This is a genomic window from Streptomyces sp. NPDC000345, from assembly GCF_042898825.1.
Taxonomy (GTDB): Bacteria; Actinomycetota; Actinomycetes; order Streptomycetales; family Streptomycetaceae; genus Streptomyces.
The window spans coordinates 403,929-429,981 of record NZ_JBIAZE010000007.1 but is presented as its reverse complement, the minus strand read 5'-3'; the positions used below and the strand labels follow the sequence as shown (position 1 = coordinate 429,981).

Below are 26,053 nucleotides of genomic sequence, written 5' to 3'. Positions count from 1 at the left end.
CTGGCCTTCCCCTGGACTGTGTCTCGTCACTCCAGCCTCAGGGACGAGGAAGGTTCGATCAAGCGGGCCACCCGGCCGTCGGGCCGGCGCCGCGACCGGTTCGACGGCGGACCCGTGACCGACACCTCCCGCAGAGCCCTCCCGAGGCACTGTCGCCACGCCCCCCATTCGCTGTCACGATCTTCCCTGAGGCGTACCCACGACGATCGGAGCGGGCATGACGACGGACTTCGACAGCCAGGTGACGGAGGCGGCCGGGGTCGAGGTGAAACCCGTCGCCGGGCACATAGGCGCCGAGATCGAGGGCGTCGACCTGGCCGCCGGCCCGGACGACGCGCAGGTCGCCGCGATCAGGGCGGCCGTGCTGCGCTGGAAGGTGGTGTTCTTCCGCGGGCAGCGACTCGACCACGCCGGACACGTGGCGTTCGCGCGGCGCTTCGGCGAGCCGGTCGTCCTGCGCAGGCGCGGCGGCGCCTCGCCGCCGGACCACCCGGAGATCGAGACGACCGCCGACCGGCTGGAGCTGGGCGGGAAGTTCGGCATGGAACACGACGAATGGCTCCAGCGCAGGCGGCACACCCTGCTGCGCGGCTGGCACTGCGACCACGGCGCGCGCATCGACCCACCCGCCGCGACGATCCTGCGCGCCGAGACGGTGCCTCCGTACGGCGGCGACACCACCTGGTCCAACCTGGCGGCCGCGTACGCGGGACTGTCCGCGCCGGTCCGGGAGTTCGTGGACGGACTGAGGGCCGAGCACCGGCTCGGCGTCGGGTACCAGCCGAGGCCGGGCGAGGACGCCTACGTCCGTCACCTGCTCGACCATCAGGTCGCCTCACTGCACCCGCTGGTGCGGGTCCACCCGGAGACGGGGGAGCGGATCCTGTACGTCAACGGCTACTACGTCGAGCAGATCGCCGGCGTCTCCCGGGCGGAGAGCCGGGCGCTCCTCGACATGCTGCTGGACCAGGCGGTACGGCCCGAGTACACCGTCCGCTTCCGCTGGGAACCGGGCAGCGTGGCCTTCTGGGACAACAGGGCCACCATCCACCTCGCCCCCAGCGACAACGCCCACCTCGGCTTCCCCCGCACCATGCACCGCGTGATGCTCACCGGCGACGTACCCGTCGGCACGGACGGCAGCCCGTCCGCCCCCCTGACCGGCCCCGGACCCGGCCGCTGGTGACCCCGGACCGGGCCCCGGCCGCCGCGACCTCCGCCGGCCCGCCTGCGGGGGAGCGGGTCCTTGCCGGGGAGTCTGCCTGGGGGCTGTCGTGCGGGTGAAGGCCGCGCCGGCCGCCTGCCTGGACGATGTTCCGCCCGGGAGCGGGTCTCGCCGGGCAGTCCCCGTGCCGGAACGTCCTCCAGGGCCGCCGGGCCGTCCTCCCGCGCGTCGATCCCGGCCGGTCGGCCGTCCTCCGGGGATGAGCCGCGGCCGGGGGAGTGCGGCTGGACCCGGTCGGAGAACACCTCGAACCCCTCGACCCCGCTGAAGTCCGTCGCCGGCTTGCCCCGCACGAGGTCCAGCAGCCGCCGCACCCGCTCGTAGCCGAAGTCCTCGGCGTCGGCCGTGTCCGGGTACAGGGCCTCCTTGACCTGGTCGTAGTGCATCGGCGGGCCGACACTCACGCCCGGATTGAGCCGCCCCCCGGACAGGATGTCGACCGTCGCCAGGTCCTCGGCCGGCCGCAGCGGGTTCTCCCAGCCGAGCGGGGTCACCGCCGTGCCCAGCTCGATACGGCGGGTGCGCTGCGAGGCGGCCGCCAGGACGGCGACGGGGGAGGAGATGCCGTACTGCAGATGGCGGTGTCGCACCCAGGCGCTGTCGAAGCCGAGCCGCTCGCCCAGCTCGATGATCTCCAGCGTGGTCTCGTGCCCTTGGCCCGGGTCGTCCCCGTCGAACAGGCCGATGGTGAGGAAGCCCAGCTTCCGCAGCGGGCGGGAGATCGTCGGCACGGGCTTCCTCCATCGTCCACGGCGGGCCGATCAGCGGTCCTGTCCGATTGGCGCAGTCCGGGGTCAGGTCAGCGGGATGAGGACCTCGTCCTCGACCGGAGGACGGAGCTCCTGGGCACGGTTGCCGGTGGCCGCGTGGCAGCGCAGCCGGATCGCCTCCGGGGTGACGTCCAGACGCAGGAAGCACTTGAAGAAGGGCGGGCTGTACGTCGCCGAACTCGGCGAGAACAGCTGGGTGTAGATCTTGCGCACGGGAAGCCGGAGGCGTCTGCGGCGGTCCGGGCGGCTTCCGGTGCCCAGCAGGCCGGCGATCAGCCGGATCCGCCGGGTGATCCTGACCTCCGGGCCGGGCGTGCGGGTCGCCGGGATGCCGAGCCGCTCGGCGACGACCGCCTGGGCCTCGGCCGCGGTGAGGGCGAAGAAGCGGCGCAGCCGCAGCCGGCGGCCGTACAGCCTGCTGTAGAAGGCGAGCGAGTCACCGCGCAGCGGGTAGCAGCGGAAGTCCCGCTCGGTGACGCCGGCGACGGAGACCCGGGGGATGGTGTGGGTGGCGTGCATGAAGGCGCCCCCACCGCCCGCCACGACGTACTGCAGGGTGCGGCCGTCCTCCAGCCGCACGGGATAGCGCTGGTAGTTGTGGATGTCGCCGCCTATCGCCGCCACGTAGTGGTGCTCGGGCGCGCGGACGATGTCGTCGACCGTGCCTCCGCCCTCGATGGCGCACGGGTGGTGCTCGCCGTCGACGTACAGCGGCGAGCCGGTGACCAGGATCTTCGGCCTCGGCCCCTGGGACACCTCGCGCAGCCAGGCGCCCTGTGCGGCGTCGAGGGTGCCCAGCAGGCCGGTGTCGACGCCGATGATCCGCACCGGCCCGGCGTCGATCGCCCAGTACGGCCCCGGCTGCACGGCCCGCTGGTCCGCCGACTGTCGCAACTCCCGTGCTTCGGAGAGCAGTCGCTCGTCGTGCGGGCGCGGCCGGTGCCACAGCAGGGAGCGCAGCCAGGCACGGGTGAGCGGGCGCGGCGCGGGTTCGGCGGTCAGGGGTGGCGCGTCGTCGCAGAAGACCCGCATGAACCCGCCGAGGTCCTCGTACCAGTCGTGGTTGCCCGGTATCGCGTAGATGGGGGCCCGGTAGTCCCGGTACGGGCGGAAGAACTTGGCGCCGTAGTCGTCCACGCCGCCGACGGGGTAGATGACGTCGCTGGCGAGGACGGTGAACGCCGTGCCCTGACTCACCTTCAGAAAGCCCGGTACGACGGCGTACTGGGAATCGTCGCCCTCTCCCGTGTCGCCGATGACCATGAAGGAGAACCGGTCCGGGTCCGAGCGCCGGATCACCTTGTCGGCGGGCGCCCCGGCCGCCTCCCGTTGCGCCACCCACCGGCCGCGGGTACGCCCGGTGGGGTCCCCGAACCACGAGGCCAGCACGCCGTTGCGGGCGGCCCACAGCATCCGGGGGTCGAGCCACGAGATCTTCCGGACGCGGTCCGGCATCAACTGCCGGTACGCCCCGGCTTCGGCCTCGCCCCAGCCGGCACCCTCGGCGGTATCACGTGAGGATTCAGACACGGGCTGCACCGTAGCAATGACCGACGTGGCGTCAGGAGGCGGGTGACGCGGCCGACAGCCCGGCCGCCGGTCACAACGCCGCGCCGAGCAGCGCGACTTCGGGGACCGACGGCGGCGGATCGGCAGACGCACAGCTCACGCACAGGAATGCCGGGCGGGACGGCCCCGGTCCCTCATGTCACCGAGGGATAACCCTCGAAGCGCCCGGCTTTGGCTGACATGCCACTGTCAAGCCTGTCATTCTCCCTCCCAACTGCCGCACACCAGCGGCATGTTGCCCTCACGTGTTGCACGGTCCCGCACAACTCAGCTCGTCCCGGACAGCACACCCGTCTGCCCGGTCTGTCACCGGCCGTACCCCGCGGCCGCCGCAGTAGGAGAACGAGTGAGACCCAACCCCCGCAAGCGGACCGCGGTCGGAGCGGCCCTGCTCTCCACCGCCGCCCTTCTGGCCCTCGGCGTCCAGGCGGTTCCGGCGGCCGCGAAGCCCGCGGCCCCCCACCCCAGCCCCCTACGCACCGGTGGTCTGCCCGCCGACCTCACGCCCGCGCAGCGCATGACGCTGATCAAGGGCGCCGAGGCGAAGACGCCGCAGACGGCCGAGACCCTTGGCCTCGGCGCCAAGGAGAAGCTGGTCGTCAAGGACGTCGCGAAGGACAACGACGGCACGGTGCACACGCGCTACGAGCGCACCTACGCCGGTCTGCCCGTCCTCGGCGGCGACCTCGTCGTGCACACGCCGCCGGCCTCGCTGGCCGCCGGCACGGTGAGCACGACGTTCAACAACAACCGCCGTACCGTCTCGGTCAAGTCGACGAAGGCGACGTACAGCAAGGCGTCCGCCGAGACCAAGGCACTGAAGGCGGCCAGGGCGCTCGACGCGAAGGACCCCGCCGCCAAGAGCGCCCGCAAGGTGATCTGGGCGGGCGAGGGCACGCCGAAGCTCGCCTGGGAGACGGTGGTCAGCGGGCTGCAGGACGACGGCACGCCGAGCAAGCTGCACGTCATCACCGACGCCCGCACCGGCGAGAAGCTCTCCCAGTTCGAGGGCGTCGAGACCGGCACCGGCAACAGCCAGTACAGCGGCACGGTGACCATCGGCACCACGCTGTCCGGCTCGACCTACCAGCTGTACGACACCACGCGCGGCGGTCACAAGACGTACAGCCTGAACAACGGCACGTCGGGCACCGGCACCCTGATGACCGACACCGACGACACCTGGGGGACCGGCTCCGGCTCCAACACCCAGACCGCCGGGGTCGACGCCCACTTCGGCGCGCAGGTCACCTGGGACTTCTACAAGAACACCTTCGGGCGCAGCGGCATCAAGAACGACGGCGTGGCCGCCTACTCGCGCGTCCACTACAGCTCGTCGTACGTCAACGCCTTCTGGGACGACGACTGCTTCTGCATGACCTACGGCGACGGCTCCGGCGGCACCCACGCGCTGACCTCGCTGGACGTCGCCGGTCACGAGATGAGCCACGGCGTCACCTCCAACACCGCGAACCTCAACTACACGGGTGAGTCGGGCGGTCTGAACGAGGCCACCTCCGACATCTTCGGCACGGGTGTGGAGTTCTACGCCAACAACTCCTCCGACGTCGGTGACTACCTCATCGGCGAGAAGATCGACATCAACGGCGACGGCACCCCGCTGCGCTACATGGACAAGCCCAGCAAGGACGGCTCGTCCGCGGACAGCTGGTACTCCGGTGTCGGCAACCTCGACGTGCACTACTCCTCGGGCCCGGCGAACCACATGTTCTACCTGCTCTCCGAGGGCAGCGGCACCAAGACCATCAACGGCGTCACCTACACCAGCACCACCTCCGACGGTGTCGCCGTCGCCGGCATCGGCCGGGCCGCGGCCCTGCAGATCTGGTACAAGGCGCTGACGACGTACATGACGTCCAGCACCAACTACGCGGGCGCCCGCACCGCCGCCCTCAACGCCGCCGCGGCCCTGTACGGCTCCAGCTCCACCCAGTACGCCGGGGTCGGCAACGCCTTCGCCGGCATCAACGTCGGCAGCCACATCACGGTCCCGTCGACCGGCGTCACGGTCACCAACCCGGGCAGCCAGTCCGCCACCGTCGGCACCGCGGTGAGCCTGCAGATCTCGGCGAGCAGCACCAACAGCGGCTCCCTGACCTACGCCGCGACCGGCCTGCCCACCGGCCTGTCGATCAGCAGCTCCACCGGTCTGATCTCGGGTACGCCGACCACGGCCGGCTCCTACAGCACCACCGTCACGGTGACCGACTCGACCGGCGCCACCGGCACCGCGGCCTTCACCTGGACGGTCAGCTCGACCGGCGGCGGTTCCTGCACCTCGACCCAGCTCCTCGGCAACAACGGCTTCGAGTCCGGCAACACCACTTGGACGGCGTCGAGCGGCGTGATCACCAACTCCAGCAGCCAGGCGGCCCGCACCGGCTCCTACAAGGCGTGGCTCGACGGCTACGGATCGACCCACACCGACACGCTGTCCCAGTCGGTGACGATCCCGAGCGGCTGCACCAACACCACGTTCACCTTCTACCTCCACATCGACACGGCCGAGACCTCCACCAGCACCCAGTACGACAAGCTGACGGTCACCGCCGGGTCGACCACCCTGGCCACGTACTCCAACCTCAACGCGGCCTCCGGCTATGTGCAGAAGTCCTTCAGCCTCGGTTCCTACGCGGGGTCCACGGTGGCCCTGAAGTTCACCGGCGTCGAGGACTCCTCGCTCCAGACCAGCTTCGTCATCGACGACACCGCCGTCACGACCGGCTGATCCGTTCCGTCCGACCGACGTCCCGCGCGCGGGCTCCCTCCGCGTGCGGGACGTCGTCGCGTTCAGCTCAGCGGATCCAGGGTCAGATACGCCTGGCGCGGGGAACCGTCGTGGACGAGCGACTCCTGCTGTCCGACGTCGTCGAAGGCGAACGCGTACGCCTTGCCGTCGGCCATCTGCGCGTGGATCTTGCGGGCGTAGTGGTTGGTCACCGTGTCCTGGTAGAAGTTCGCCGTGGTGGTGTCCGGCTGGCTGGCGTTGACCAGCAGCGTGGACCGGTTGAAGCCCGCGCACAGCGTGCGGGAGATCGGCCCGCGCACGGCGTCGTTCGGGGCGTCCAGCAGCCGGTGGCAGCCGAAGATGCTGGCGGCGTCCGGCTTCTGGAAGCTGGTGACCACCGCCCCGGAGGCGTTGGTGAAGGTCAGGACGCCGCCCGAGACCCGGCCGTAGTACCTGGTGCCGGGCTGATCGGCGAACGGCGTCACGGTCAGCGTCGTGGTCGCGTACTTCTGCCAGACGCGGTTGACGTAGTCGTCCATGACGGTGGCCGGCAGGGCGCCGGTCTCCACGCCGTACAGCGGCGAAAGCGCCCGCAGCACGGTGCCGTCGGACCGGGTCTGGATCAGGTTCGCCCAGCCGCCTGGCTGACCGCGCAGGGCGCTGAAGAACCCGTTGTAGCCGCCCGCCTTGAGGTGCCCCGTGCTGACCGTGCTGCCGTCGGCGCGCTGCACCCCGACCGCGTACGGCGCGGAGAACATGTCGACCTGGGTGCTGTTGAGCCACAGTCCCGAGTCGTTCAGGGTGTATTCCGACCAGTTGAAGAGGATGTTGCGGTTGGGGTCGCTCGGGTTCTGCACGGCCGGCTGCACCAGCCCGCCGGTGGTGAGCCTGAAGACGAGCTTCTGGCCGTACGAGAAGTAGATCCGGCCGGAGAACTTGGGGATCCGGATGGTGGCCGACTGGCCGGCGGCCGGGCCGGGGATCGAGGCGTCCGGCGCCGGTGTGGGCGGGATTCCTCCGGCGGGCCACGCGTGGAAGGTCCCGTTCGCGTCCGCCCAGCCCTGCTGACCCGTCGTCAGCAGGGTGCCGAGGTTGTAGACGTAGAGGGCCTCGCCGCGGCCCGAGTTGTTGGTGATCTTCAGCGGGACCGTGTCGGGGACGGCGGCCCCGGCCGGTGGTCCCAGAGTGAGCAGCGCGCCGACGAGCGCGACCGCCCCGAGCAGTGCCGTGGTGATCCTTGCGAGCACTCTCCACCTCCGTGCGGGTAGACCTGTGGGGTTGGTCCATACCTCTTTGAGAGCGCTCTCAAAGTCGCACCGCGGTGTGCTCATGTCAACGATGTGAACAGAGGCGACGTGAACGAACGAGCGCGCCCGCGGCCTCGGAGGCGCCGCGGACGCGCCCGGATGCTCCCGTGCGGGTCAGAAAGTCCGCTCGAGCAGGTCCAGCAGGGCCGCCCAGTGCCGCTCCGCGGCCTCCTCGCTGTACGCGGCGGTGTCGGCCTGGGTGAAACCGTGGTGGGCGCCCGTGTACACCTCGCAGGTGTGCCGCACCCCGGCCGCGGTGAGGGCGTCCTCCAGGAGGCGGATCTGCTCGGGCGGCAGCGACGGGTCGTCGTCGGCGTGGCCGAAGTACAGCTCGGCGGTGACGCGTCCGGCCACCAGGTGCGGGCTGTCGGGAGCGTCGGTCGCGAGATGGGCGCCGTGGAAGCCGGCCGCCGCCGCGACCCGCTCCGGGTGGGTGCCGGCGGTCAGCAGGGCGAGCCGGGCGCCCATGCAGTACCCGGTGAGCGCGACCGGCCCGTCCGCGACCAGCGGGCTCTCCTCCAGCCGGCGCAGATACGCCCCCGCGTCCCGCATGGCCAGGTCGGTCGTCAGGGACTCCATGACCGGCCGCAGACCGGCGAAGACGTCCGGGCGGGCGGAGGGGTCGATGAACTCGGGCAACTCCACGACCGGGGCGCGCCCGTGACGGTAGAACACGTTGGGGACCAGCACCGTGTAGCCGGCCCCGGCGAGCCGGTCGGCCATCGACCTGAGGTGCGGACGCAGCCCGAAGGCGTCCTGGTACAGCAGCACGCCCGGCCGGGGCGTCCCGTCGCCCGGGTGGGCCAGATACGCGTCCGCGACGCCGTCCTCGGTGGGGATGTCCACGGCTGTTCCCTGTACGGAGGTCATGGGGGTGCCTCTCTGCGCGGTGCACGACGGGCGGTCGACCGGGCCGGCCGGGCCGGTCCGCGCCCATCGTTGCACGCACCACCGAACCGCCCGCGAGGGCCCCGGCCGCACCGGAAGGAGGTCCGCGCCCGCGCCGCCGGCCCCCGGCGGCGGGCAGGTCACTCGAACCGCGAGGGGTCGCCGGCCCCGCGCCGCACGATCTCGGCCTCGCCCTCGGAGAAGTCGATGACCGTCGTCGGCTCGGTGCCGCAGTCCCCGGAGTCGAGCACCCCGTCCAGCACGTGGTCGAGCTGGTCCTTGATCTCCCAGCCCTGCGTCATCGGCTCCTCCTCGCCGGGCAGCAGCAGGGTGCTGGACAGCAGCGGCTCGCCGAGCTCGGCGAGCAGGGCCTGGGTGACGACGTGGTCCGGGATCCGCACCCCCACCGTCTTCTTCTTCGGGTGCTGGAGCATGCGCGGCACCTCCTTCGTCGCCGGGAGGATGAAGGTGTAGCTGCCCGGCGTCGACGCCTTGATGGCGCGGAACACGTCGTTGTCCACCCGTACGAACTGCCCGAGCTGCGCGAAGTCCTGGCACACGAGGGTGAAGTGGTGGCGGTCGTCCAGCTTGCGGATGGCCCGGATCCGGTCGATGCCGTCCTTGCTGCCCAGCCGGCAGCCCAGCGCGTAGCAGGAGTCCGTCGGGTACGCGATGAGAGCGTCCTCCCGGATGGCCTGCGCGACCTGTGCGATGGTGCGCGGCTGGGGGTTGTCGGGGTGCACGTCGTAGTACTTGGCCATTGGCCGAGCTTATGCCGTGCGGCGGCGGCCGGCCCGGTCCGGGCCCGCGTCGACCCCGCCCCGCCTCGATCATGACCTGGCTCGGTCCCGTCCCGCCCCGACCGGGACCTGCCTCGATTGACATACCTATGGCGAGATACCTGTCCTCGCTGACGTGTCCGACACCAGCGCGCCCTCCCGGGGCATCGACCGCGTGGCCTCCGAGCTCGCGGACTGCCTCCCCGCGCTGCACCGGACCCTGGACCGCCGGGTCGCGTCCACCTACGCGCACCCCAAGCCCCCCGAGGGCCGCCTTCTGCTGCTGAAGTTCGTCGCCCAGCAGGAGGGCGCCACCGTGCGCGAGGCCGCCGAGGCCCTGCTGATGAAGCCCAACAACGTCAGCGCCCTCGTCTCCCAGCTCACCGAGGCGGGCGACCTGGAGCGCCGGCAGAGGATGCTCGGCGCGATCTTCTTCGTCATGCTCTACCTGCAGAACGTCCGCGGCCACACCCCCGTCGAGGCCGGCATCCGCACCCTCCCGCTGAGCCTCGCCTCACTCGTCGCCTCCCCGCTCGGCGCCGCCCTCACCGGCCGGTTCGGCCCCCGGATCGTCATGCCGCTCGGCATGATCCTCCAGGCCGCCTCCTGCTTCGGCATGCTCACCTGGACCACCGACTCCGCCTACCCCACCATGTGGCCGCCGTTCATCGCGCTCGGCCTCGGCGTCGGCATGGTGATGTCCGCCTCCTCCGACGCCATCGTCGGCAACGCCCCCGTCCAGGACGGCGGGGTGGCCGGCGGACTGCAGGCCACCACCCTGCAGATCGGCGGCGCGCTCGGCACCTCCGTCCTGGTGTCCGTGATCAGCGCCCGGGTCGGCTCCACCCTCGGCGGCGAACTCACCGACGCCGGGGTCCCCGCCGCCACGGCCGCCGGCCTCGCTCAGGCCGAGGACGCCGTCGCCATGGGCGTCGCGCCCGTCTCCGGCGCCATGCCCGCGCACCTGCGCGCCGCCGTCGTCGAGGGCAGCGGCCAGGCCTTCATGAACGGTGTGCACGCGGCCGTCGTGGTCACCGGACTGCTGTGCCTCCTCGGAGCACTCCTCGCCGCCGCCGGCATCCGGCGGTCCACCCCGGCCCACTGAGGCCGGACCCGCCGGCCGTGTGAGGTAACGTCCCCGACCGATATGACTGGATCGGCCCGCGAGGGGCCGGGAGGGACGAGGAGAGCACGCACATGGCCGGCCGGGACGACGGGAACCGCCACACCGAGGTGACGGGCGGCGCCGACCCGACATGGGCGCAGGAACTCCTCGAGCACCTGCGCCCCGCCCGGTCCGGCGTCCGCAGGATCGCCGGCTGGCTCTCCACGACACTCGACGCGACCGTGTCCCTGCTCGACGCGAGCGGCACCCCGCTCGCCGGAGCGCCGATGCCGCTCGACCAGGACCTGGTCGCCGACCTCGTGTGCGGCCGCCTCGCCTCCGCCGCCTGCGAGGGCGACGGCCGCCACCTGCGCCTCGTCAGGGTCGAACTCCCGGGGCCGGGCACGGCCGGTGTGCTCGCCGTGAGCCGTACCGCCCCCTTCGACCGGCGCGCCGCCGACATCCTCACCCACACCGCGACCGTCCTGGAACTGCTGCTGCGCGCCCAGCAGACCGCGGCCACCGGGGACCGCCTCGCCCGCGCCACCTCCGACCTGCGCCTGGCCATCCTGCAATTGCTCATGGTCGAGGACATCGTGGCCGCCCGCCGGGTGGCCGCCGGCCTGTGGCCCGGCCTCCTCGACACCGAGACCGCCTGCGTCTACGTCGTCGAGAGCGCGCCCGGGGAACGCGACCGGCTCGCCGAGGACTGCCTGGCGGCCACCCACGACGAGGCCCTCGTCGTCCGCTGCCCCGCCATGGACGGCCATGTCATCGTCGTCGTCCCCGACGACGCCGTCGGCGCCGCACTGCGTGCCCTGTGCCACCGCCACTCCCGCGTGTTCCTCGGCGGCAGCGCCCGCCAGAACCTCGCCCGCACCGCCACCGCCTACGGACAGGCCGTCAGCGCCCTCGCCGTCGCCCACTTCCGCCCCGACAAGACGGCCGTCTACGCCGAACGCACCCACCCCGAACGCCTGATGGACCCGGAGGTGCTGCACTCCTGGACCACCCGGCTGCTGCGCCCCCTCGACACCCTCCCGCACCACACCCGGGCCGAACTCCTCGCCACCACCCGGCTCGGCCTGGAGTTCACCGCCGTCAGCGCGGCGAAAGTGCTCGGCGTCAGCCGCAACACCGTCCGCGCCCGCATGGACCGCGTCGAGACCCTGCTGGGCACCGACTTCTCCGACCTCAGGGTGCGGGCCACCGTCCACCTGGCCCTCAACACCCAGGTCGGCATCGCCGAGGACCGCACCGCCGGCACGGCGGCCCCGGCCCGCCTCGGCGAACTGCTCACCGGCCCCGCCCTGCGCACCTGGGCCCAGGACCTGCTGTCCCGCCTGGACACCGACGGCCGCGACCTGCGCGGCACCCTGCGCGCCTGGATCGCCGCCGGCGGCAACTCCGAACGCGCCGCACAACTCCTCGGCGTCCACGCCCAGACCGTCCGCGAGCACGTCCGCAGCGCCGAACCCGTCCTCGAACGCCAGCTCCTCGCCTCAGGCAGCGACCTCTACGAGGTGGTCCTCGCCCACCTCGCCACCCGCGAACTCGACCACCCCGACCTGCACGGGGACCACCAGCCGGTACCGGAATCGGGCCATCCGGACTCATCTGTGCACAGGTGAGCCCTCCCGCCCCCGGAACGGGCATCGGCACGATTCACAAGCCGACCACCAGGCACGTACGTTCGGGGGACCGCGGGGGAGCGACCGGCACGGGGGACTGGTCGCACCCCCGCGGCCGTCACCCGCGCAGCCGGACCGGGATCTCCTGCCAGCCGTACGCGATGAACGAGGGCACCTGGGTCAGCTCCCCCTGCGCCGGCGTCAGATCCGGGAACCTCTCGAACAGAGCCTCCAGCGCGGTCAGCGCCTCCATCCGGGCCAGCGGCGCCCCGATGCACCGGTGCACACCGATCCCGAACGACAGATGGTCCTCCGCCGCGCGCGTCGCGTCGAACACGTCCGCGTCCGCACCGTAGTGACCCGGGTCCAGGTTCGCGGCCGCGTACGTCGTGATGATCGCGTCCCCGGCCGGGATCGTCACGTCGCCCACCTTCAGATCGCTCACCGCGAACCGCAGCGGCAGCGAGGCGATCGACGGGTGCGCCCGCAGGGTCTCGTCCACCACCGCGTCCCAGGAGATCTCCCCGCCGCGTACCGCCGCCAGCTGCTCGGGCCTGCCCAGCAGCGCCACCACCGCGTTCCCGATGAGGTTCACGGTCGTCTCGAACCCGGCCCCGATGACCAGCAGCAGCGTGTACAGCAGCTCCTCGTCGCTCAGCCGGTCCCCGTCCTCGTCGCGCACCCGGATCAGCTCGGTCGTCATGTCGTCGCCGGGATGCTCGCTCTTGTGGGCGATGAGCCCGCCCAGGACCGCGCCGATCTGCTCCTGCACGAACGCGGCGTGCTCCGGGCTCGGATCCGAGGTGTCCATGATCGCCGCGATCAGCCGGGCGGTGGCCTCCCGCATCTCCTCGGGCACGCCGAACAGTTCGCAGATGATCCGCATCGGCAGCGGATGCGCGAACCCCGCCTTCAGGTCCACCACCTCACCGCCCCGCTCCAGGGCGTCCAGCAGCTCGGTGGTGATGGCCTCCACCCGATCCCGCAGCGCCTCGGTGCGCCGGTGCGTGAAGCTCGGCGCCACCAGTTTCCGCAGCCGCGTGTGGTCGGCGCCGTACGTGGAGAGCATGTTGACCACGCCGACCCAGCCCAGGATCCAGCCCCAGGACGGGTGCTCGCCGAGTTCCGGCCAGAGCCGCCAGTGCAGGCGCGGGTCCTTGCTGACCTGCGGGTCGAGGATCAGCTGCTTGAGCGTGTCGTAGCCGGTGGGCGCCCAGGCGGGGATCCCGCCCGGCAGCTCCACGGGCACGACGGGGCCGAGGGCGCGCAGCCTGGCGCTCTCGGCGGCGATGTCGGCGCCGAGGGGGTCGAGGGCGATGCGGTCGGTCACGGTCACGACGGGACTCCTGGCTGGTCGGAAGAGGGGGAGCGAGGGCTGAAGCGGACGGGCAGAGCGGTCAGCGAGCGGTGGAACGGTCCGGGCCGCCAGGCCAGCCGCTCCCGCGGCAGGACCGGATCCAGGTCGGGCAGCCACTGGGTGAGCCGCTCGATGGCCTCGGTGACGAGCAGCAAGGTGTGCTGCTTGACCGGACAGGCGTGCGGACCCGCGCCCCACGACAGGTGCGAGGCGTCGTTCGGATGCCGGCCGTCGCCTGCCTCCCGCCCGGAGACGGGGGTGCCGGCCGTGCCCCGCGGACCGGGGGGCAGCCCGAGCGCCCCGTACGACACGACCACCGGCACCGCGTCCCGCAGCCACACCCCGTGGAAGGAGACGGGTCTGCGCGCGTAGTAGATGCCGTAGTTGGCGAGCGGGGTCTCGTGGTGCAGCACCTCCACGACCGCGTCCAGGACCGGGCGGGCGCCGCTGGTGAGGGTGGAGTAGTAGGCCGGGTTGCCCAGGATCCGGGACAGCGTGTTGGACAGCAGGTTCGCGGTCGGCTCGTAGCCTGCCCCGAGGGTGAGGAACACCTGCCAGGTGACCTCCTCGCGGGTGAGCCGGGCCGGATGGTCCAGCAGCCGGCTCGGCAGGTCGTCGCCGGGCCGCGCGGCCTTGGCCGCGATCAGTTCCAGCACGTACTGGCCGTACTGGGCCTCGCCCTCGGCCGCCTGCGCGCCGCCCTCCATCATCTTGCCCAGGCCCTCGTTGAGGCGGTCGCCCTCGTGGTCCGGCAGCCCGAACAGGTCGTTGAGCACCAGCGCCATCAGCGGTCGCGCGAAGTCCCCGACCAGGTCGGCCTCACCGCGCGGGCCGATCCGGCCCGCGAGCAGCCGCACGGCACGGTGCACACGCTCACGCAGATCGTGCGGCTCCACCAGGTCGAACACGTCGATCAGGGTGGTGCGGTAGCGGACATGGGCGGCACCGTCGGCGAACAGCGCGTTGGGGCGCCACCGCATCATGCCGAGCACCGGCGAGTCGGCGGGAACGGTCGCCTCCCACGCCCTCGGGTCGTGCGAGAACGTCCCGTCGTCGTGCAGCACGTCCAGCGCGGCCCGCCGGTCCGTGACGACGTACGCCGGCACCCCCGGGGCCAGCTCCGCCCAGCCGACGGGCCCCTGGGCGCGCAGGGCGCCGTAGTACCGTCGCGGATCCGAGGCGAAACCGTCCTCCCACAGACGCACCGGCGCCGAGCGCGAGAAGTCCCGCTGGTCCGGGGGATAGGTGCTCACGGAGCCTCCACGGGGTCACGGGCGATCAGATGGTCGACCAGCGCCAGCAGCGCGTCGATCGAGGAGTTCGCGTCCCGCGCGTCGCACGTCACCATCGGCGTGCCCGCCTCCAGGTCCAGGGCCCGGCGCAGCCGCTCCTCACCGTGGTGCCGGGGCGCGTCCGGGAACTCGTTGAAGGCCACCGCGTACGGCAGCCCGCTCTCCTCCACCAGCCCCAGCACGTCGAACGACGCGTCGATCCGGCGGCTGTCCACCAGCACGAGCGCACCGAGCGCCCCGTAGGCGATGTCGTCCCACAACGCCCGGAACCGCTCCTGACCGGGCGTCCCGAACAGGTACAGCACCACCCCGCCGGGCAGGCTGAGCCGGCCGAAGTCGATGGCGACGGTCGTCGTCGACTTCTCCCGCACCCCCGCCAGGTCGTCCACCGCCGCGGACGCCTCGCTCAGCCGCTCCTCGGTGTGCAGCGGCCGGATCTCGGACACCGAGTCGATCAGCGTCGTCTTGCCCACGCCGAACGGCCCCGCGACCAGGATCTTCACCAGGTCGCGAGCGGTGTCGGGAAGATGGACGCGCTCGGACGTACGGGGCGTACGGGCGGCGCTAGTCGTGCTTGAGGGCGCGGAGGCCATCGGCCACTCTCTTCAGCAGGTCGGGGTCGAACCGTCGGGCGGGCGGGATCGGCGGCCGGGTCAGGACCAGCTGCCGGTCGGCGAGGTCGGCCGCCAGCACCCGCACCGCGGACACCGGCAGCCGGAGCAGCGCCGCCGCCTCCACCACCGCCAGCGAGCCGCCCTCCAGGGCTTCCAGCAGGGCGAGTCCGGCGGCGGGCAGACCGTCGGGCCGGTCACCGGGCCGCGGCTCGCCGCTGAGGGCGAGCACCGTCAGCCGCTCCATGTGAGGGCGGCTGGGACGGGCCACCCCACCGGTCGACAGATAGGCGGGAACCAGGGGGCGGCCGGCCGGACGTGCGGTCATGCCGGCGCGTTGTCGTCGGCTCCTCGGGGCGCGGCCGCCATGGCCTTCTCGCCCAGGCGCGCCACCTGGGAGTGGACCCGGTGCGCCAGCAGGTCGAGACGCACTTCGCCGTCGCCGTACGCGGCCACACAGGTGCCGTGGTCCGTCGGCACGATGAGCACGTACCCGTGGTCGGACTCGATCACGATCTGCCGCACCTCCGCCCGCTCCCGGTCGGCGAACGCGGCCGCGGCCGTACGGCACGCCCCCTGCACGGTGCTGGTGATGGCGGCCACCCGCTCGGCCGACGGCTGCGACAGCGCGTCGGTGTACCCCGTCACGAGTCCGTCCCGGGTCAGCATGACGGCGGCCACCACGTGCGGCACCTGCAGGATCGGTTCCAGCACCCATGCGGTGTCGCCCGTGTCGCGGCTGGTCATCGGGCCGCTCCCCCTTCTATGTGGTCGGTCTGGTCGGTGTCGTCGGCCGCGCCCGCGGTGGCCGCCCGTGCGTCGCCTGCTTCCGCGTGGGCTGCTTGTGCGGTGGCCGTGTGTGCGTCGGTTGCTTGCGCGTGGGCGGTGTTCGCGGAGGCCGCGTGCGCGACGGTCGCTCCCGCAAGGGCCGCGTTCGCGTCAGCCGTTTCTGTGACGGCGGCTCCCGCGTCGGCCGTCATCGGGACGGCGGCTCCGGCGTCGGCCGTCATCGGGACGGCGGCTCCCGCGTCTGCCGCTTCTGTGCCGGCCGGTCCCACGTCGGCCGTCACCGGAATCGCCGCTTCTGCGGCCGTCTCCGCAGCCGCTGTCTCCGGGACGGCCGGTCCCGGGTCGGCTGTCTCCGGGACCGCCGGGTCCGCGTCAGCCGTCTCCGGGACCGCCGTATCCGCGGCGGTCGCCTCGCTCTTGCCGGAGCGGGCCGCCGCGGTGCCGGACTGCAGCGCGCCGAGGGCGGCCGCGGCCTCCTCGGGACGGCGTGCCGGGCGGGTGGGGGCGGGGTCCTCCTGTGCGGCCGCGCGGGTACGGCGGCGGCGCTGCGGCAGGCCGTCGGCCTCCGGCGCGCCCTGATGCCCGGCGGCGGTCTCCAGGACCGGGTCCTCGCTTCCGTACGTGTGCGAGGGGGCGGGCCGCTCCGGGACCGCCCTGCGGGTCGTACGCGGGGCGCTGGCCGACGGCGGCCGCAGCTCGGGATCGATGCGGCTGAGCAGGTGGCTGTCGATCCGCAGGACCGCCCGCACCCCGCCGTACGGGGAGGCGGAGGAGACGTCCACGCCCAGGTCGAACTGACGGGTGAGCCGGCCGATCGCGGCCAGCCCCATGCGCGGCGGATCGCCCAGCGCGGTGAGCAGGATCGGCTCGCTTCCGGCCACCAGCCGCTGGGCGCGGTCGCGTTCGTCGCGCGTCATGCCGAGGCCCGCGTCGTCGACGGTGACGCACACACCGTGGTGGACGTGCTGCAGGCTGACCACGACCTCGGTGTCGGGCGAGGAGTGCCGCAGGGCGTTGTCCAGCAGCTCGGCGACGATGATGGCCACGGGCTCGACGGCGTGCGAGACCAGGGCGGTGCCGGGCTCCAGATGGTTGTGGACCCGGACCCGCCGGTAGCCCGGAAGGCGTGCCTGGCCGCCGGTCACCGCGTCCACGACGTGGGACTCCTCGCGGGCCAGCCCGACCCAGGCCCCGCACACCACCGCGGTGACCTGGGCGCGGCGCAGCGACTGCTCGTTCTCGTGGTCGAGCCGGAACAGGGTCTGCGCCAGCTCCGGGTCGTCGTAGCGCTGTTGCAGGACGCGCAGGGCGTCCTGGAGCCGGTACAGGGCGGCCTGGATCTCCCGGGTGGCGCCCCGCATCCCGGCCTGGGCGGCGGCGTCGACCCGGGTGCGCTGGGCGACCACCTCGGACTGCAGCGCGAGAAGCACGTTCTCCAGGGCGATGCCCAGGGGCGTGCCGACGGTCAACGGCTGCAGGGGGCCGGGCACTTCGAGGTGCGGATGGGCGACCTGCCGGGCGGCGGCGGGCACCCGGTGCGCCGCGAGATGCTCGACCTCGGCCGTGAACGCCCGCACCGTGCCGTCCAGTTGGGTGCGCAGGGCGGCGATCTCCGCGTGCTGCCGGGTCTGTTGCCGGCGCAGCCGCAGCAGCCCGCCGGCCAGGGCGAGCGCGGACAGTGTGCCGGCGGCCAGGCCGCCCGCCACCAGGTCCGGTAATTCGATCATCGACTCGGATTCCAGGGGGGTCGCATCGGGTACTCGCAGCACAGTACACACTGTCATTGATCGATCTCGCACGGTTGAGCGAGACTTCGCGCCGAAAATGCCCGCCATCTGTTCGCTTCTGCGCCGAGTGCCTGAAATGCCTTGCGCGGCAGGTCAGTTGAAACGCCGCGCGGGGGACTCGGATGAGAGTCCCGAGCGCTAGTCGGCGCCCAGCGGCGTCAGGACGGCCAGCGTGCCGTTGGCCTGCCGCAGCGCCAGCTCCAGCGTGACCGGTGCGTGCAGTGAGCCGGTGCCGTCCGGTGGCACGAGCCACTCCAGGAACCGGGCGGGCCGGTACGGCGGCGGCACCGCCACCCAGGAACCCCGGCCGGCGTGCCGAAGCCCGGCCCCGATCCACCGGGTGCCGGGATCGGGCGGCAGGAAGAAGCCCACCCGGTGGGCCGCGGTGTCCACCAGTGTCGGCCCCGGTACCGGCAGTGCCGACTGCCACAGCAGGTCCAGGGTGAGCAGGCCCAGCCGGTCCGGGACGCTGAGCACGTCCCAGTACCGGCCCGCCTGCAGCAGGGCGATCCCGTCGCCCTGGTCCCACTCGCGTTTGCAGACCCTCGGGTCCCTGGCGGCGGCGGAGAGCCACTCCACGCCGCGTTCCCACATCGCATCGCTCATCGTCCGGCTCCGTCTGCTGTCCCCAGGACCCGGCGGCGCGCGGGCGGGCGCGGCACCGGGCAACAGCCGTCGGCCCATGATCGCGGCCTCGGCGTATGCATGTTGGTAGATATTTCTACATGGCGGAAGGGGTGGCGAACCCTGGCGTTTGGGTCTGTTTCGTTCGAGTTTGGCGTGCCTGTTCGGCAGGCGATGTCCGGTATGGGACGTGATCCGGGGGTACCCGGCCCGCAAGCACGAGGCAGACCACTCTGGGAGGAGGCCCCGCATGGCCACGCACACCGAGACCGGTGAGGTGACCGGGACCCGGGACAAGGACTACAACCTGCTCTGGTACGTCGAGGCGTGCCTGGAGAACGCGCTCCGGCTGGAGACCTACATCCGGGACGCCGAGCGGGACAACGACTCCGCGGTCGCGGAGCTGTTCCGCAAGGCCCAGGCGGACAGCCGCAAGGGCGCCGAACTCGGCAAGGAGTTGCTGCGCAGCCGTCTCGGCTGACCGGCACCCTGCCCCGGGGCGGCCTGTCGGGCTGCCCCGGGACGCGTGTCTAGTGGTCGTTCTCCAGGTGCAGCTTGAGCAGGTCCACCCCGTAGTCGCCGCCGTTGGGGGTGCGGACGACGGTGTGGATGTGCTGCTGGGTGGGTGTCCCGCCCGGACCGCCCATGCCGCCGCCCCCGTTGCTGTCCTCGGTGCCGTAGGCGAGCGGGGACTGGGCGTCGTACTCGATGAGCACCACCGGGCTGTGCACGCGGTAGTAGAACGCGGAGGAATCCTCGGTCTCGCCGATCCAGTAGAAGTACGTCTCGTCGAGGTGGTCCTGCACCTCCTTCATCTTGACGTCGGCGTGCCCGTCGGCCAGGTTGCCGACGTACACCCGTACCAGGTCCAGCAGCTTGTCCTTCTGGGTGTCGGTGAACCCCTTGGCGACCAGGCCCTGGTAGGCGAGCCGGAGGTTGTCCTGGCCCGCGCCGGCCTTCAGGTTGTCGCCGGCCTTCGACTCCGAGGAGACGGCCTTGGCCCGCTGTGCCGCGGTGAGCGAGCGCAGCAGGGTGAGGCCCGCCCTGGTCTCCTTCTCGAAGAGGGTGATCTTCTCGCCTCCGTAGGTGGCCGAGGTGGGTTCGGACCCCATGAAGGTGGGGGTCATGACGACCTGGTCGCCGAGCACGAAGTAGTTGATCGCCACGTGGTGGCCCTCGTACTGGAAACCCCACGGCCGGGTGGTCGACGGGGTGCCCATGAACGTGAAGAAGTACGCGCCCTCGGTGAGCGTGTCCCGGCCGCCACCGTTGTAGTCGCCCAGGAACGCGTTGAGCTTCATGATGTTGCGGGTCTGGGTGAGCCCGTCGGCGGACAGGGCGGCGCCGAGCAGGGCGTACCCGAGGTCGCGCTGCTTCTCGGTCAGGTCGCCCATCCGGGCGCCTTCGCGCTGGTAGCCGTCGACGTTGCTCCAGGCCAGCCACTCGTCGTCGTCCACCTCGAAGACGGAGGCCTTGCGCTCCTTCGAGGTCAGTCCGTCGAGGAAGGCCTGTGCGGCCTTGACGACCTTGTCGGTGGAGACGTCGGTGGAGTGGATCGAGTAGAGGTCGTCGACGACCTTGCCGTCGGTGGTGACCCCGACGAAGTCGGCGTACTTGACCTCGCTCGCCCCGGGGCCCATGCCGCCGGGCCCTCCGGAGGGCATGCCCGAGGGCGCACCGCCGCCCGGGCCGCCGTAGGAGGCGGCGCTGCCCGCCGTGTCGGAGGAGCTCGAGGAGCATCCGGTCATGGTCGCCACCGCGGCGACTCCGCCGGCGAGCAGCGCCTTGTTCATGAACCAGCGGCGGCTGCGTTCGGCTTCGGGGGTACGAGGTCGGTGTCCGTGCATGGGGCCGAGGCTTCTGGACGTACCTGAAGGGAACCTGAAGCCGGCCGCGGGCCGCCCGTCATGTCCGCCGGGCGCCACCGTGCGGTACCGGCAGCGGCGGGTCGGCCTGGCGCAGCTCGGCCAGCAACTCGTTCTGCCCCGCGAGGAGTTCGGTCAGGATGCGGCGGGCCGCCCGCAGCAGCTCTGCGACGTCGCCGCCGGCCAGCGCGTAGCTGACCGTCGACCCTTCCCGGATCGACACCACGATCCCGGACCGGCGCAGCACGGCCAGCTGCTGGGACAGGCTGGACGGTTCGATCTCGATCTCGGTGAGCAGGTCCCGTACGGGGACGGGGCCGCCCTGCAGCAGTTCGAGGACCCGGATGCGCACCGGATGCCCGAGCATGCGGAAGAACTCGGCCTTGGCCTGGTAGAGGGGGACCTGCATGGTCAATCGCTCGCTCCTGCCGCGTTCGCTGGATGGTTCCCGTCGGCGCGGCGGCCCGCCTCCGCCGCCGCGCGTGAGGTTCCTGCGTCGGTCACGATCCTCGTGGCTGCGGGCTCCGCACACCCGTGTGATGCGCTGATCTGGATGTGTCGAGATGAAGAAATCTTCAATTCGAGGGCATGCGAAGCCGCGGACCACGGAGGTGCCTACACCTCGAGTTCGTTCTCGATGCGCTTGAGCTGGTGACGGGCCATCGCCAGGTTGGAGCGCTCCCGGTCCAGGACGAGGTAGATGAACAGCCCGCTGCCCGTCCGGCCCTTGACGAGCCGGATGAGGTGGTACTGGCTGCCCAGGGTGATCAGGATGTCCTCGATCTCGCCCTTCAGACCCAGGTGTTCCATGGTGCGGACCTTGGCCCGGATCACATCCGTGTTGCCCGCGGCGGCCACGGCCAGGTCGAGGTCCTTGCCGCCGCCCATCGTGCCCAGGGCCATACCGCTCGTGTAGTCCACGACGGCGGCTCCCATCGCACCCTCCACCGCGGTCATCATCTCCTTCAGAGAGATCTCCACATTCGCCATGGCGCTCCTCCTGCCGGTTGCACGGGCCCGGGCTCCTCCGGCCCCGCTGGTGCTCCGAACGTACGGAGCGCGCCCCCCGCGCAGACGGCATGCTCCGGGACTGGCCCAAGGACGTTCGAAACACGAAGATCCGCGCGATCTTTTGACCGTGCGCATACGGGAGTTGAGCGTCTTGGCGTCCCCTGCCCGTCCGGCGTCCGCGTCCCGGCACCCCGCCGCCCGGACGCGCGCCGCTTGCGAGGGGTCCACCGACCGGGCAGGGTTCGGTGGCGTGGCCACCTTGCTGATCGTTCATCACACCCCGTCCCCCAACTGCCAGGCGCTGTTCGAGGCGGTCGTCTCGGGTGCGACGGCACCGGAGATCGAGGGCGTCCGCGTCGTACGGCGGGCCGCGCTCGCCGCCACCGCCTCCGACGTCCTGGAGGCGGACGCCCTTGTGCTGGGCACCCCGGCCAACCTGGGCTACATGTCGGGCGCGCTCAAGCACTTCTTCGACCAGGTCTACTACCCCTGCCTCGACACCACCCGGGGCCGCCCCTTCGGCTACTACGTGCACGGCGGCAACGACGTCACCGGCGCCGTACGCGCCGTCGAGGCCATCACCACCGGTCTGGGCTGGCGGCGCGCGGCCGAGCCGGTCACGGTCACCGGGGAACCGGGCAAGGCGGACACGGAGGCCTGCTGGGAACTCGGGGCGACGGTGGCCGCCGGCCTCATGGAGTGAGCCGGGACCTCAGTCCCACAGGGGGTACGTCACCACGCGCGGGAACTGCTCCGGCCGGTCTCCGGGGTAGGTGAGGACCATCCGGGTGTAGTGCTGCACCTGGGGGTGCTTCTTCCATGGCTTGGGGTGGTCCAGCTTCACCGCCACCGCGTACCGGTGGAAGTGGCCCACCGCGCAGTACGGCTTGCAGTCGTTGACGGCGTTGACCCCGGTCGCCCGCGCCGACTGGGAGCCCCAGTGGGTCCAGTGCAGCGAGACGAGACGGCTGTTGCCGTCGCCGCAGGCCAGCAGGAAGTCGACCGGCCGTACCTTCGGATGCCACAGGCAGTCCACCAGGACGGGCACGGCCACCTGCCGTGGGGCGGACGGCGGCGCGCCGGGCGCGGCCGAGGCGGTGCCGATCGCCGCGGTGAGTCCCAGCGCCGCACAGAGCATCACCGCTGTCCTCGTGATGTGTCGCATGTCCGCTCCCGCCGCCCGTCCCGGGACCCGCCGGTCTTCGTCGGTCCTCATCCCGGGGACGCCCCCGGAGATGCACTTCGACGCTACGACGATGCGCGGACGAGGACCACTCGAACGGAGTAGCGCCGGGCCGCCGGGTCCGCGCACCCGCGGCTGAAAACCTGCGCCCACCGGGCCGAATCCCCAGCCGGCCATGGTCATTTCCAGCCGATCTTTTGGCATTCCCATGACAAACCTGTGGACGCGGTGCCACGCTTCTGCGGGCGTTCACCCTTCCTTCACATGCGCCTCATGAGGTGCACGCCCGTCCACCCCCCACTCCACCCCCACCCCCTCCACCCCCCACCTCCTTCCACCCGCATGCCGTGCAGCGCTCCGGACCCGGCCCACCTGCGGGCCACCCCCCTCGGCCTCCCTCGGGGGCCGACCGTCGCACCGAAGGAGAACCCGTTGCCCCGGCGACACCACCCCACCCCCCGGCGCAGACGTGCCGCGCTTCTCGCCCTCACCACCGCCGGCACCCTGCTGACCCTCGGGATCCAGACCGGCGCCGCTTCCGCGAAGCCGGCCGACCCCGGCCCCGCCAAGATCACCGCCAAGCCCCGCGCCGGCGCCGAGCCCACCGCGCTCTCCCCGGCCCGCCGCGCCTCGCTGATCAGGAGCGCGCAGACCGCGGCCGGTACGACGGCCCAGCGGCTCGGCCTCGGCGGCCAGGAGAAACTCCTGGTCAAGGACGTCATCCAGGACGCCGACGGCACCACCCACACCCGCTACGAGCGCACCTACGCCGGACTCCCCGTCCTCGGCGGCGACCTGGTCGTCCACGTCAAGAGCGGCCGCACCACCGTGAGCAGGGCGAGTGGGGCCACCCTCCGGGTGCCGTCCCTCACCCCGAAGCTCTCAGCGGCCGGCGCCGACGACAAGGCGCTCTCCGCCGCGAGGAACGCCAAGGTCAAGGGCCCCGAGGCCGAGGACGCCCCCCGGCTCGTCATCTGGGCCGGCGCGGGCAAGCCCGTCCTGGCCTGGGAGACCCTCGTCGAGGGCGTACAGCGGGACGGCACCCCGAGCGAGCTCCAGGTCGTCACCGACGCGACCACGGGCAAGCAGCTCCTCGCCGCGGAGAAGGTACACACCGGCACCGGCACGGGTCAGTTCAGCGGCACGGTCCCGCTCGGCTCGACCCTGTCGGGATCGACGTACCAGCTCGTCGACCCGGACCGGGCGAACCAGCGCACCTACGACCTCAACCAGGGCACCTCGGGCACCGGCACCCTGTTCACGGACGACAACGATGTCTGGGGCGACGGCACGCCGTCCAACCGCCAGACCGCCGGTGTCGACGTGGCCTTCGGCGCCGCCGCCACCTGGGACTACTACAAGAACGTGTACGGACGCAACGGCATCCGCAACGACGGCGTCGCCGCCTACAGCCGCGCCCACTACGGCAACAACTACGTCAACGCGTTCTGGCAGGACAGCTGCTTCTGCATGACCTACGGCGACGGCTCGGGCAACACCCACCCGCTGACCGCCCTCGACGTGGCCGCGCACGAGATGAGCCACGGCGTCACCGCCGCCACCGCCAACCTGACCTACTCGGGCGAGTCCGGCGGCCTGAACGAGGCGACCTCGGACATCTTCGCCGCCGCCGTCGAGTTCTACGAGAACCTCCCGGCCGACCCCGGCGACTACCTGGTCGGCGAGAAGATCGACATCAACGGCGACGGCACCCCGCTGCGCTACATGGACAAGCCCTCCAAGGACGGCTCCTCGCGCGACAGCTGGTCCTCCACCCTGGGCGGCATCGACGTCCACTACTCCTCGGGCCCCGCGAACCACTTCTTCTACCTCCTCTCCGAGGGCAGCGGCGCCAAGACCGTCAACGGCGTCGCCTACGACAGCCCGACCTACGACGGGCAGGCCGTCACCGGCATCGGCATCGAGAACGCCGCGGCGATCTGGTACCGGGCGCTGACGACGTACATGACCTCGTCCACGAACTACGCGGGCGCCCGCACCGCCACCCTGTCGGCCGCGGCCGACCTCTTCGGCGCCTACAGCCCCACCTACCTGGCCGTCGCCGACGCCTGGGCCGCCGTCAACGTGGGCAGCCGGATAGCCCTCGGCGTCAACGTCGCCCCGATCGCCGACCAGACCAGCGGCATCGGCCAGGCCGTCAGCCTCCAGGTGGACGCCTACACCACCAACTCCGGTGCCGGCCTGACCTACGAGGCGACCGGCCTGCCCGAGGGCCTGGACATCAGCGCGAGCGGCCTGATCTCCGGGACGCCGACCACCCTCGGCGCCAGTGACGTCACGGTCAAGGTCACCGACAGCACGGGCGCCTCCGTCACGGACACCTTCACCTGGCGGATCGCGTACGTCTACGCCAACGCCACCCGCGTCGACATCCCCGACAACGGCGCCGCCGTGGAGTCCCCGGTCACCATCGCCGGCCGGGACGGCAACGCCTCCGCCACCACCTCGGTGTACGTCAACATCGTCCACACCTACCGCGGTGACCTGACCGTCGACCTGGTCGGCCCCGACGGCACCGTCTACTCCCTGCTCAACCGCAGCGGCGCCTCCGCCGACAACGTCGACCAGACCTTCACGGTCGACGCCTCGGCCCAGCCCCTCAACGGCACCTGGAAGCTGCGCGTCCAGGACCGCGCGTCGATCGACGTGGGCTACATCCAGCGCTGGCAGCTGACTCCGTGACCGCCTGATCTCCGGCAGAACCGCACCGGACGACCGCCGCCCGGGCCTTGAGGGTCCGGGCGGCGGCCCGTTGTCATGAGGGCGCTACGTGCGCGGAGGCGGAGGAGCCGGGCCGACGGCGAGCTGGGCCAGTGGTGTGCCGCGCGCCCACAGCAGCAGACGCGGGCCGTCGATCAGACAGGTGTTGCCCTGGCGGGCGGCCCACACCTCGTCGCGGTGTGTGAACGTGCCCCGGTGCACGACGAGCCGCAGCGCCGGCCCGGTCCGCACCCGCTCCGGCAGCCGCGCCCGGCACGAACAGGCGTCCTCCTCGCCGGGCAGCGGCTCGGCCACCGGACGGAACGCCACATCGAGCAGCCGGCCCCGGCGGTCACGGGCGGCCAGGTGCGGGGCGTCGTGCCGGGACGGCGCCAGGACCCGCCAGCCGTCCCGCCGCAGCATCCGGGCCACGGCCAGCACCAGCGCCGGCATGTCCAGCTCGGCCAGCTCCTTCGCGGTGTAGCGCCCGCCGCGCCGACGGGCGAGCGGGCGGGACCGGCGGCGCAGGGCTTCCGCGGCGAGGGCGAACGCCACCAGGAACGGGACGCAGGCCCAGCCCCCGAAGGCCCGGGAGACCAGCGCGAGCCCCACCACCACCGCGCACACGGCCACGACCAGCAGGGCCAGCGCGGGCAGCACCTCCCGCAGCCTCGGCCCGTAACGGCCCGCCGCGCGCAGCTCCCGCACGGTCCGGCGGCGCCGGACCCACGCCGACTCGCCGTGTGCCGCCCGCTCCCGCCCGCCTGCCATCAAGGTCGGCCCCCCAGCC

General features: G+C 72.2%; 22 protein-coding genes and 2 pseudogenes. 7 read left to right on the top strand and 17 right to left on the bottom strand.

Annotated features, from left to right (window positions below):
* The first annotated feature begins 217 nt into the window (after positions 1-217).
* Positions 218-1,186, top strand: a complete 969-nt coding sequence (locus ACFY30_RS19910; protein WP_390846471.1) for a TauD/TfdA dioxygenase family protein — start codon at positions 218-220, stop codon at positions 1,184-1,186.
* Positions 1,187-1,428: 242 nt separating this feature from the next.
* On the opposite strand, the pseudogene ACFY30_RS19905 reads toward ACFY30_RS19910, so the two are convergent.
* Positions 1,429-1,956, bottom strand: a pseudogene (locus ACFY30_RS19905) (LLM class flavin-dependent oxidoreductase); the annotation flags it as partial.
* Positions 1,957-2,019: 63 nt separating this feature from the next.
* Positions 2,020-3,525 carry a metallophosphoesterase family protein gene (locus tag ACFY30_RS19900; protein ID WP_390846470.1) on the bottom strand — a complete coding sequence of 502 codons (1,506 nt, stop codon included), beginning with the start codon at positions 3,523-3,525 and terminating at the stop codon, positions 2,020-2,022.
* A 385-nt stretch (positions 3,526-3,910) separates the two neighbouring features.
* Here ACFY30_RS19900 and ACFY30_RS19895 point away from each other — a divergent pair, with 385 nt between their 5' ends.
* Positions 3,911-6,313 (top strand): M4 family metallopeptidase, encoded by a 2,403-nt coding sequence (locus ACFY30_RS19895; protein ID WP_390846469.1) that lies wholly within the window; start codon positions 3,911-3,913, stop codon positions 6,311-6,313.
* Between the two features lie 62 nt (positions 6,314-6,375).
* Here the strand turns inward: ACFY30_RS19895 and ACFY30_RS19890 are convergent, their stop codons facing one another.
* The 3 genes from ACFY30_RS19890 to ACFY30_RS19880 all read right to left on the bottom strand — a co-directional run bounded on the left by ACFY30_RS19890 (position 6,376) and on the right by ACFY30_RS19880 (position 9,269).
* On the bottom strand, positions 6,376-7,560 hold the full coding sequence (locus ACFY30_RS19890) for a glycoside hydrolase family 64 protein (protein WP_390846468.1): 1,185 nt from the start codon (positions 7,558-7,560) through the stop codon (positions 6,376-6,378).
* A 174-nt stretch (positions 7,561-7,734) separates the two neighbouring features.
* Positions 7,735-8,490 (bottom strand): dienelactone hydrolase family protein, encoded by a 756-nt coding sequence (locus ACFY30_RS19885; RefSeq protein WP_390846467.1) that lies wholly within the window; start codon positions 8,488-8,490, stop codon positions 7,735-7,737.
* 158 nt (positions 8,491-8,648) lie between these two features.
* Positions 8,649-9,269 (bottom strand): L-threonylcarbamoyladenylate synthase, encoded by a 621-nt coding sequence (locus ACFY30_RS19880; RefSeq protein ID WP_390846466.1) that lies wholly within the window; start codon positions 9,267-9,269, stop codon positions 8,649-8,651.
* A 433-nt stretch (positions 9,270-9,702) separates the two neighbouring features.
* Here ACFY30_RS19880 and ACFY30_RS19875 point away from each other — a divergent pair.
* Positions 9,703-10,392: pseudogene (locus ACFY30_RS19875) on the top strand (MFS transporter); the annotation flags it as partial.
* A 92-nt stretch (positions 10,393-10,484) separates the two neighbouring features.
* Positions 10,485-12,023 (top strand): helix-turn-helix domain-containing protein, encoded by a 1,539-nt coding sequence (locus tag ACFY30_RS19870; RefSeq protein WP_390846465.1) that lies wholly within the window; start codon positions 10,485-10,487, stop codon positions 12,021-12,023.
* A gap of 118 nt (positions 12,024-12,141) precedes the next feature.
* Here ACFY30_RS19870 and ACFY30_RS19865 read toward each other — a convergent pair whose 3' ends face one another.
* From ACFY30_RS19865 to ACFY30_RS19835, 7 genes are all read right to left on the bottom strand, one after another.
* On the bottom strand, positions 12,142-13,359 hold the full coding sequence (locus tag ACFY30_RS19865; protein WP_390846464.1) for a cytochrome P450: 1,218 nt from the start codon (positions 13,357-13,359) through the stop codon (positions 12,142-12,144).
* Entirely contained in the window at positions 13,356-14,633 is a 1,278-nt protein-coding gene (locus tag ACFY30_RS19860; RefSeq protein ID WP_390846463.1) for a cytochrome P450, read from the bottom strand. Before ACFY30_RS19860 ends, ACFY30_RS19865 begins: the two co-directional genes overlap by 4 nt.
* On the bottom strand, positions 14,630-15,265 hold the full coding sequence (locus ACFY30_RS19855) for an ATP/GTP-binding protein (protein ID WP_390846462.1): 636 nt from the start codon (positions 15,263-15,265) through the stop codon (positions 14,630-14,632). The genes ACFY30_RS19860 and ACFY30_RS19855 overlap by 4 nt, the downstream gene beginning before the upstream one ends.
* Entirely contained in the window at positions 15,237-15,611 is a 375-nt protein-coding gene (locus ACFY30_RS19850) for a DUF742 domain-containing protein (RefSeq protein WP_390661506.1), read from the bottom strand. Before ACFY30_RS19850 ends, ACFY30_RS19855 begins: the two co-directional genes overlap by 29 nt.
* The gene (locus ACFY30_RS19845) at positions 15,608-16,030 is read right to left on the bottom strand and encodes a roadblock/LC7 domain-containing protein (RefSeq protein WP_390661507.1); all 423 of its coding nucleotides are present in this window, start codon (positions 16,028-16,030) and stop codon (positions 15,608-15,610) included. Before ACFY30_RS19845 ends, ACFY30_RS19850 begins: the two co-directional genes overlap by 4 nt.
* Positions 16,027-17,799 (bottom strand): ATP-binding protein, encoded by a 1,773-nt coding sequence (locus tag ACFY30_RS19840; protein ID WP_390846461.1) that lies wholly within the window; start codon positions 17,797-17,799, stop codon positions 16,027-16,029. Before ACFY30_RS19840 ends, ACFY30_RS19845 begins: the two co-directional genes overlap by 4 nt.
* 198 nt (positions 17,800-17,997) lie before the next feature.
* Positions 17,998-18,465 (bottom strand): hypothetical protein, encoded by a 468-nt coding sequence (locus tag ACFY30_RS19835; RefSeq protein WP_390846460.1) that lies wholly within the window; start codon positions 18,463-18,465, stop codon positions 17,998-18,000.
* A 268-nt stretch (positions 18,466-18,733) separates the two neighbouring features.
* Here ACFY30_RS19835 and ACFY30_RS19830 point away from each other — a divergent pair, with 268 nt between their 5' ends.
* On the top strand, positions 18,734-18,964 hold the full coding sequence (locus ACFY30_RS19830; protein WP_390661510.1) for a hypothetical protein: 231 nt from the start codon (positions 18,734-18,736) through the stop codon (positions 18,962-18,964).
* Positions 18,965-19,013: 49 nt separating this feature from the next.
* Here the strand turns inward: ACFY30_RS19830 and ACFY30_RS19825 are convergent, their stop codons facing one another.
* From ACFY30_RS19825 to ACFY30_RS19815, 3 genes are all read right to left on the bottom strand, one after another.
* Complete coding sequence (locus ACFY30_RS19825; RefSeq protein ID WP_390846459.1) at positions 19,014-20,330, bottom strand: DUF3500 domain-containing protein; 1,317 nt, start codon at positions 20,328-20,330, stop codon at positions 19,014-19,016.
* Positions 20,331-20,388: 58 nt separating this feature from the next.
* Positions 20,389-20,757 (bottom strand): ArsR/SmtB family transcription factor, encoded by a 369-nt coding sequence (locus tag ACFY30_RS19820; RefSeq protein WP_390846514.1) that lies wholly within the window; start codon positions 20,755-20,757, stop codon positions 20,389-20,391.
* A gap of 206 nt (positions 20,758-20,963) precedes the next feature.
* Positions 20,964-21,338, bottom strand: coding sequence for a hypothetical protein (locus ACFY30_RS19815; protein WP_133916664.1), 375 nt, complete (start codon positions 21,336-21,338; stop codon positions 20,964-20,966).
* A 271-nt stretch (positions 21,339-21,609) separates the two neighbouring features.
* Between ACFY30_RS19815 and ACFY30_RS19810 the strand changes: the two genes are divergently transcribed.
* On the top strand, positions 21,610-22,062 hold the full coding sequence (locus ACFY30_RS19810; protein WP_390846458.1) for a flavodoxin family protein: 453 nt from the start codon (positions 21,610-21,612) through the stop codon (positions 22,060-22,062).
* A gap of 9 nt (positions 22,063-22,071) precedes the next feature.
* Here the strand turns inward: ACFY30_RS19810 and ACFY30_RS19805 are convergent, their stop codons facing one another.
* Complete coding sequence (locus tag ACFY30_RS19805; RefSeq protein ID WP_390846457.1) at positions 22,072-22,524, bottom strand: hypothetical protein; 453 nt, start codon at positions 22,522-22,524, stop codon at positions 22,072-22,074.
* A 450-nt stretch (positions 22,525-22,974) separates the two neighbouring features.
* Between ACFY30_RS19805 and ACFY30_RS19800 the strand changes: the two genes are divergently transcribed.
* Positions 22,975-25,245, top strand: a complete 2,271-nt coding sequence (locus ACFY30_RS19800) for a M4 family metallopeptidase (RefSeq protein ID WP_390846456.1) — start codon at positions 22,975-22,977, stop codon at positions 25,243-25,245.
* Between the two features lie 84 nt (positions 25,246-25,329).
* On the opposite strand, the gene ACFY30_RS19795 is transcribed toward ACFY30_RS19800, so the two are convergent.
* Positions 25,330-26,034 (bottom strand): hypothetical protein, encoded by a 705-nt coding sequence (locus tag ACFY30_RS19795; RefSeq protein ID WP_390846455.1) that lies wholly within the window; start codon positions 26,032-26,034, stop codon positions 25,330-25,332.
* Positions 26,035-26,053: the final 19 nt, after the last annotated feature.

Excerpts from the sequence above, each read along its gene's own strand:
- ACFY30_RS19835 (WP_390846460.1), bottom strand. The coding sequence starts at position 18,465 with ATGAGCGATGCGATGTGGGAACGCGGCGTGGAGTGGCTCTCCGCCGCC.
- ACFY30_RS19830 (WP_390661510.1), top strand. The coding sequence starts at position 18,734 with ATGGCCACGCACACCGAGACCGGTGAGGTGACCGGGACCCGGGACAAG.
- ACFY30_RS19880 (WP_390846466.1), bottom strand. The coding sequence starts at position 9,269 with ATGGCCAAGTACTACGACGTGCACCCCGACAACCCCCAGCCGCGCACC.
- ACFY30_RS19855 (WP_390846462.1), bottom strand. The coding sequence starts at position 15,265 with ATGGCCTCCGCGCCCTCAAGCACGACTAGCGCCGCCCGTACGCCCCGT.
- ACFY30_RS19910 (WP_390846471.1), top strand. The coding sequence starts at position 218 with ATGACGACGGACTTCGACAGCCAGGTGACGGAGGCGGCCGGGGTCGAG.
- ACFY30_RS19845 (WP_390661507.1), bottom strand. The coding sequence starts at position 16,030 with ATGACCAGCCGCGACACGGGCGACACCGCATGGGTGCTGGAACCGATC.
- ACFY30_RS19850 (WP_390661506.1), bottom strand. The coding sequence starts at position 15,611 with ATGACCGCACGTCCGGCCGGCCGCCCCCTGGTTCCCGCCTATCTGTCG.
- ACFY30_RS19840 (WP_390846461.1), bottom strand. The coding sequence starts at position 17,799 with ATGATCGAATTACCGGACCTGGTGGCGGGCGGCCTGGCCGCCGGCACA.
- ACFY30_RS19870 (WP_390846465.1), top strand. The coding sequence starts at position 10,485 with ATGGCCGGCCGGGACGACGGGAACCGCCACACCGAGGTGACGGGCGGC.
- ACFY30_RS19805 (WP_390846457.1), bottom strand. The coding sequence starts at position 22,524 with ATGCGACACATCACGAGGACAGCGGTGATGCTCTGTGCGGCGCTGGGA.
- ACFY30_RS19795 (WP_390846455.1), bottom strand. The coding sequence starts at position 26,034 with ATGGCAGGCGGGCGGGAGCGGGCGGCACACGGCGAGTCGGCGTGGGTC.
- ACFY30_RS19815 (WP_133916664.1), bottom strand. The coding sequence starts at position 21,338 with ATGGCGAATGTGGAGATCTCTCTGAAGGAGATGATGACCGCGGTGGAG.
- ACFY30_RS19825 (WP_390846459.1), bottom strand. The coding sequence starts at position 20,330 with ATGCACGGACACCGACCTCGTACCCCCGAAGCCGAACGCAGCCGCCGC.
- ACFY30_RS19820 (WP_390846514.1), bottom strand. The coding sequence starts at position 20,757 with ATGCAGGTCCCCCTCTACCAGGCCAAGGCCGAGTTCTTCCGCATGCTC.
- ACFY30_RS19885 (WP_390846467.1), bottom strand. The coding sequence starts at position 8,490 with ATGACCTCCGTACAGGGAACAGCCGTGGACATCCCCACCGAGGACGGC.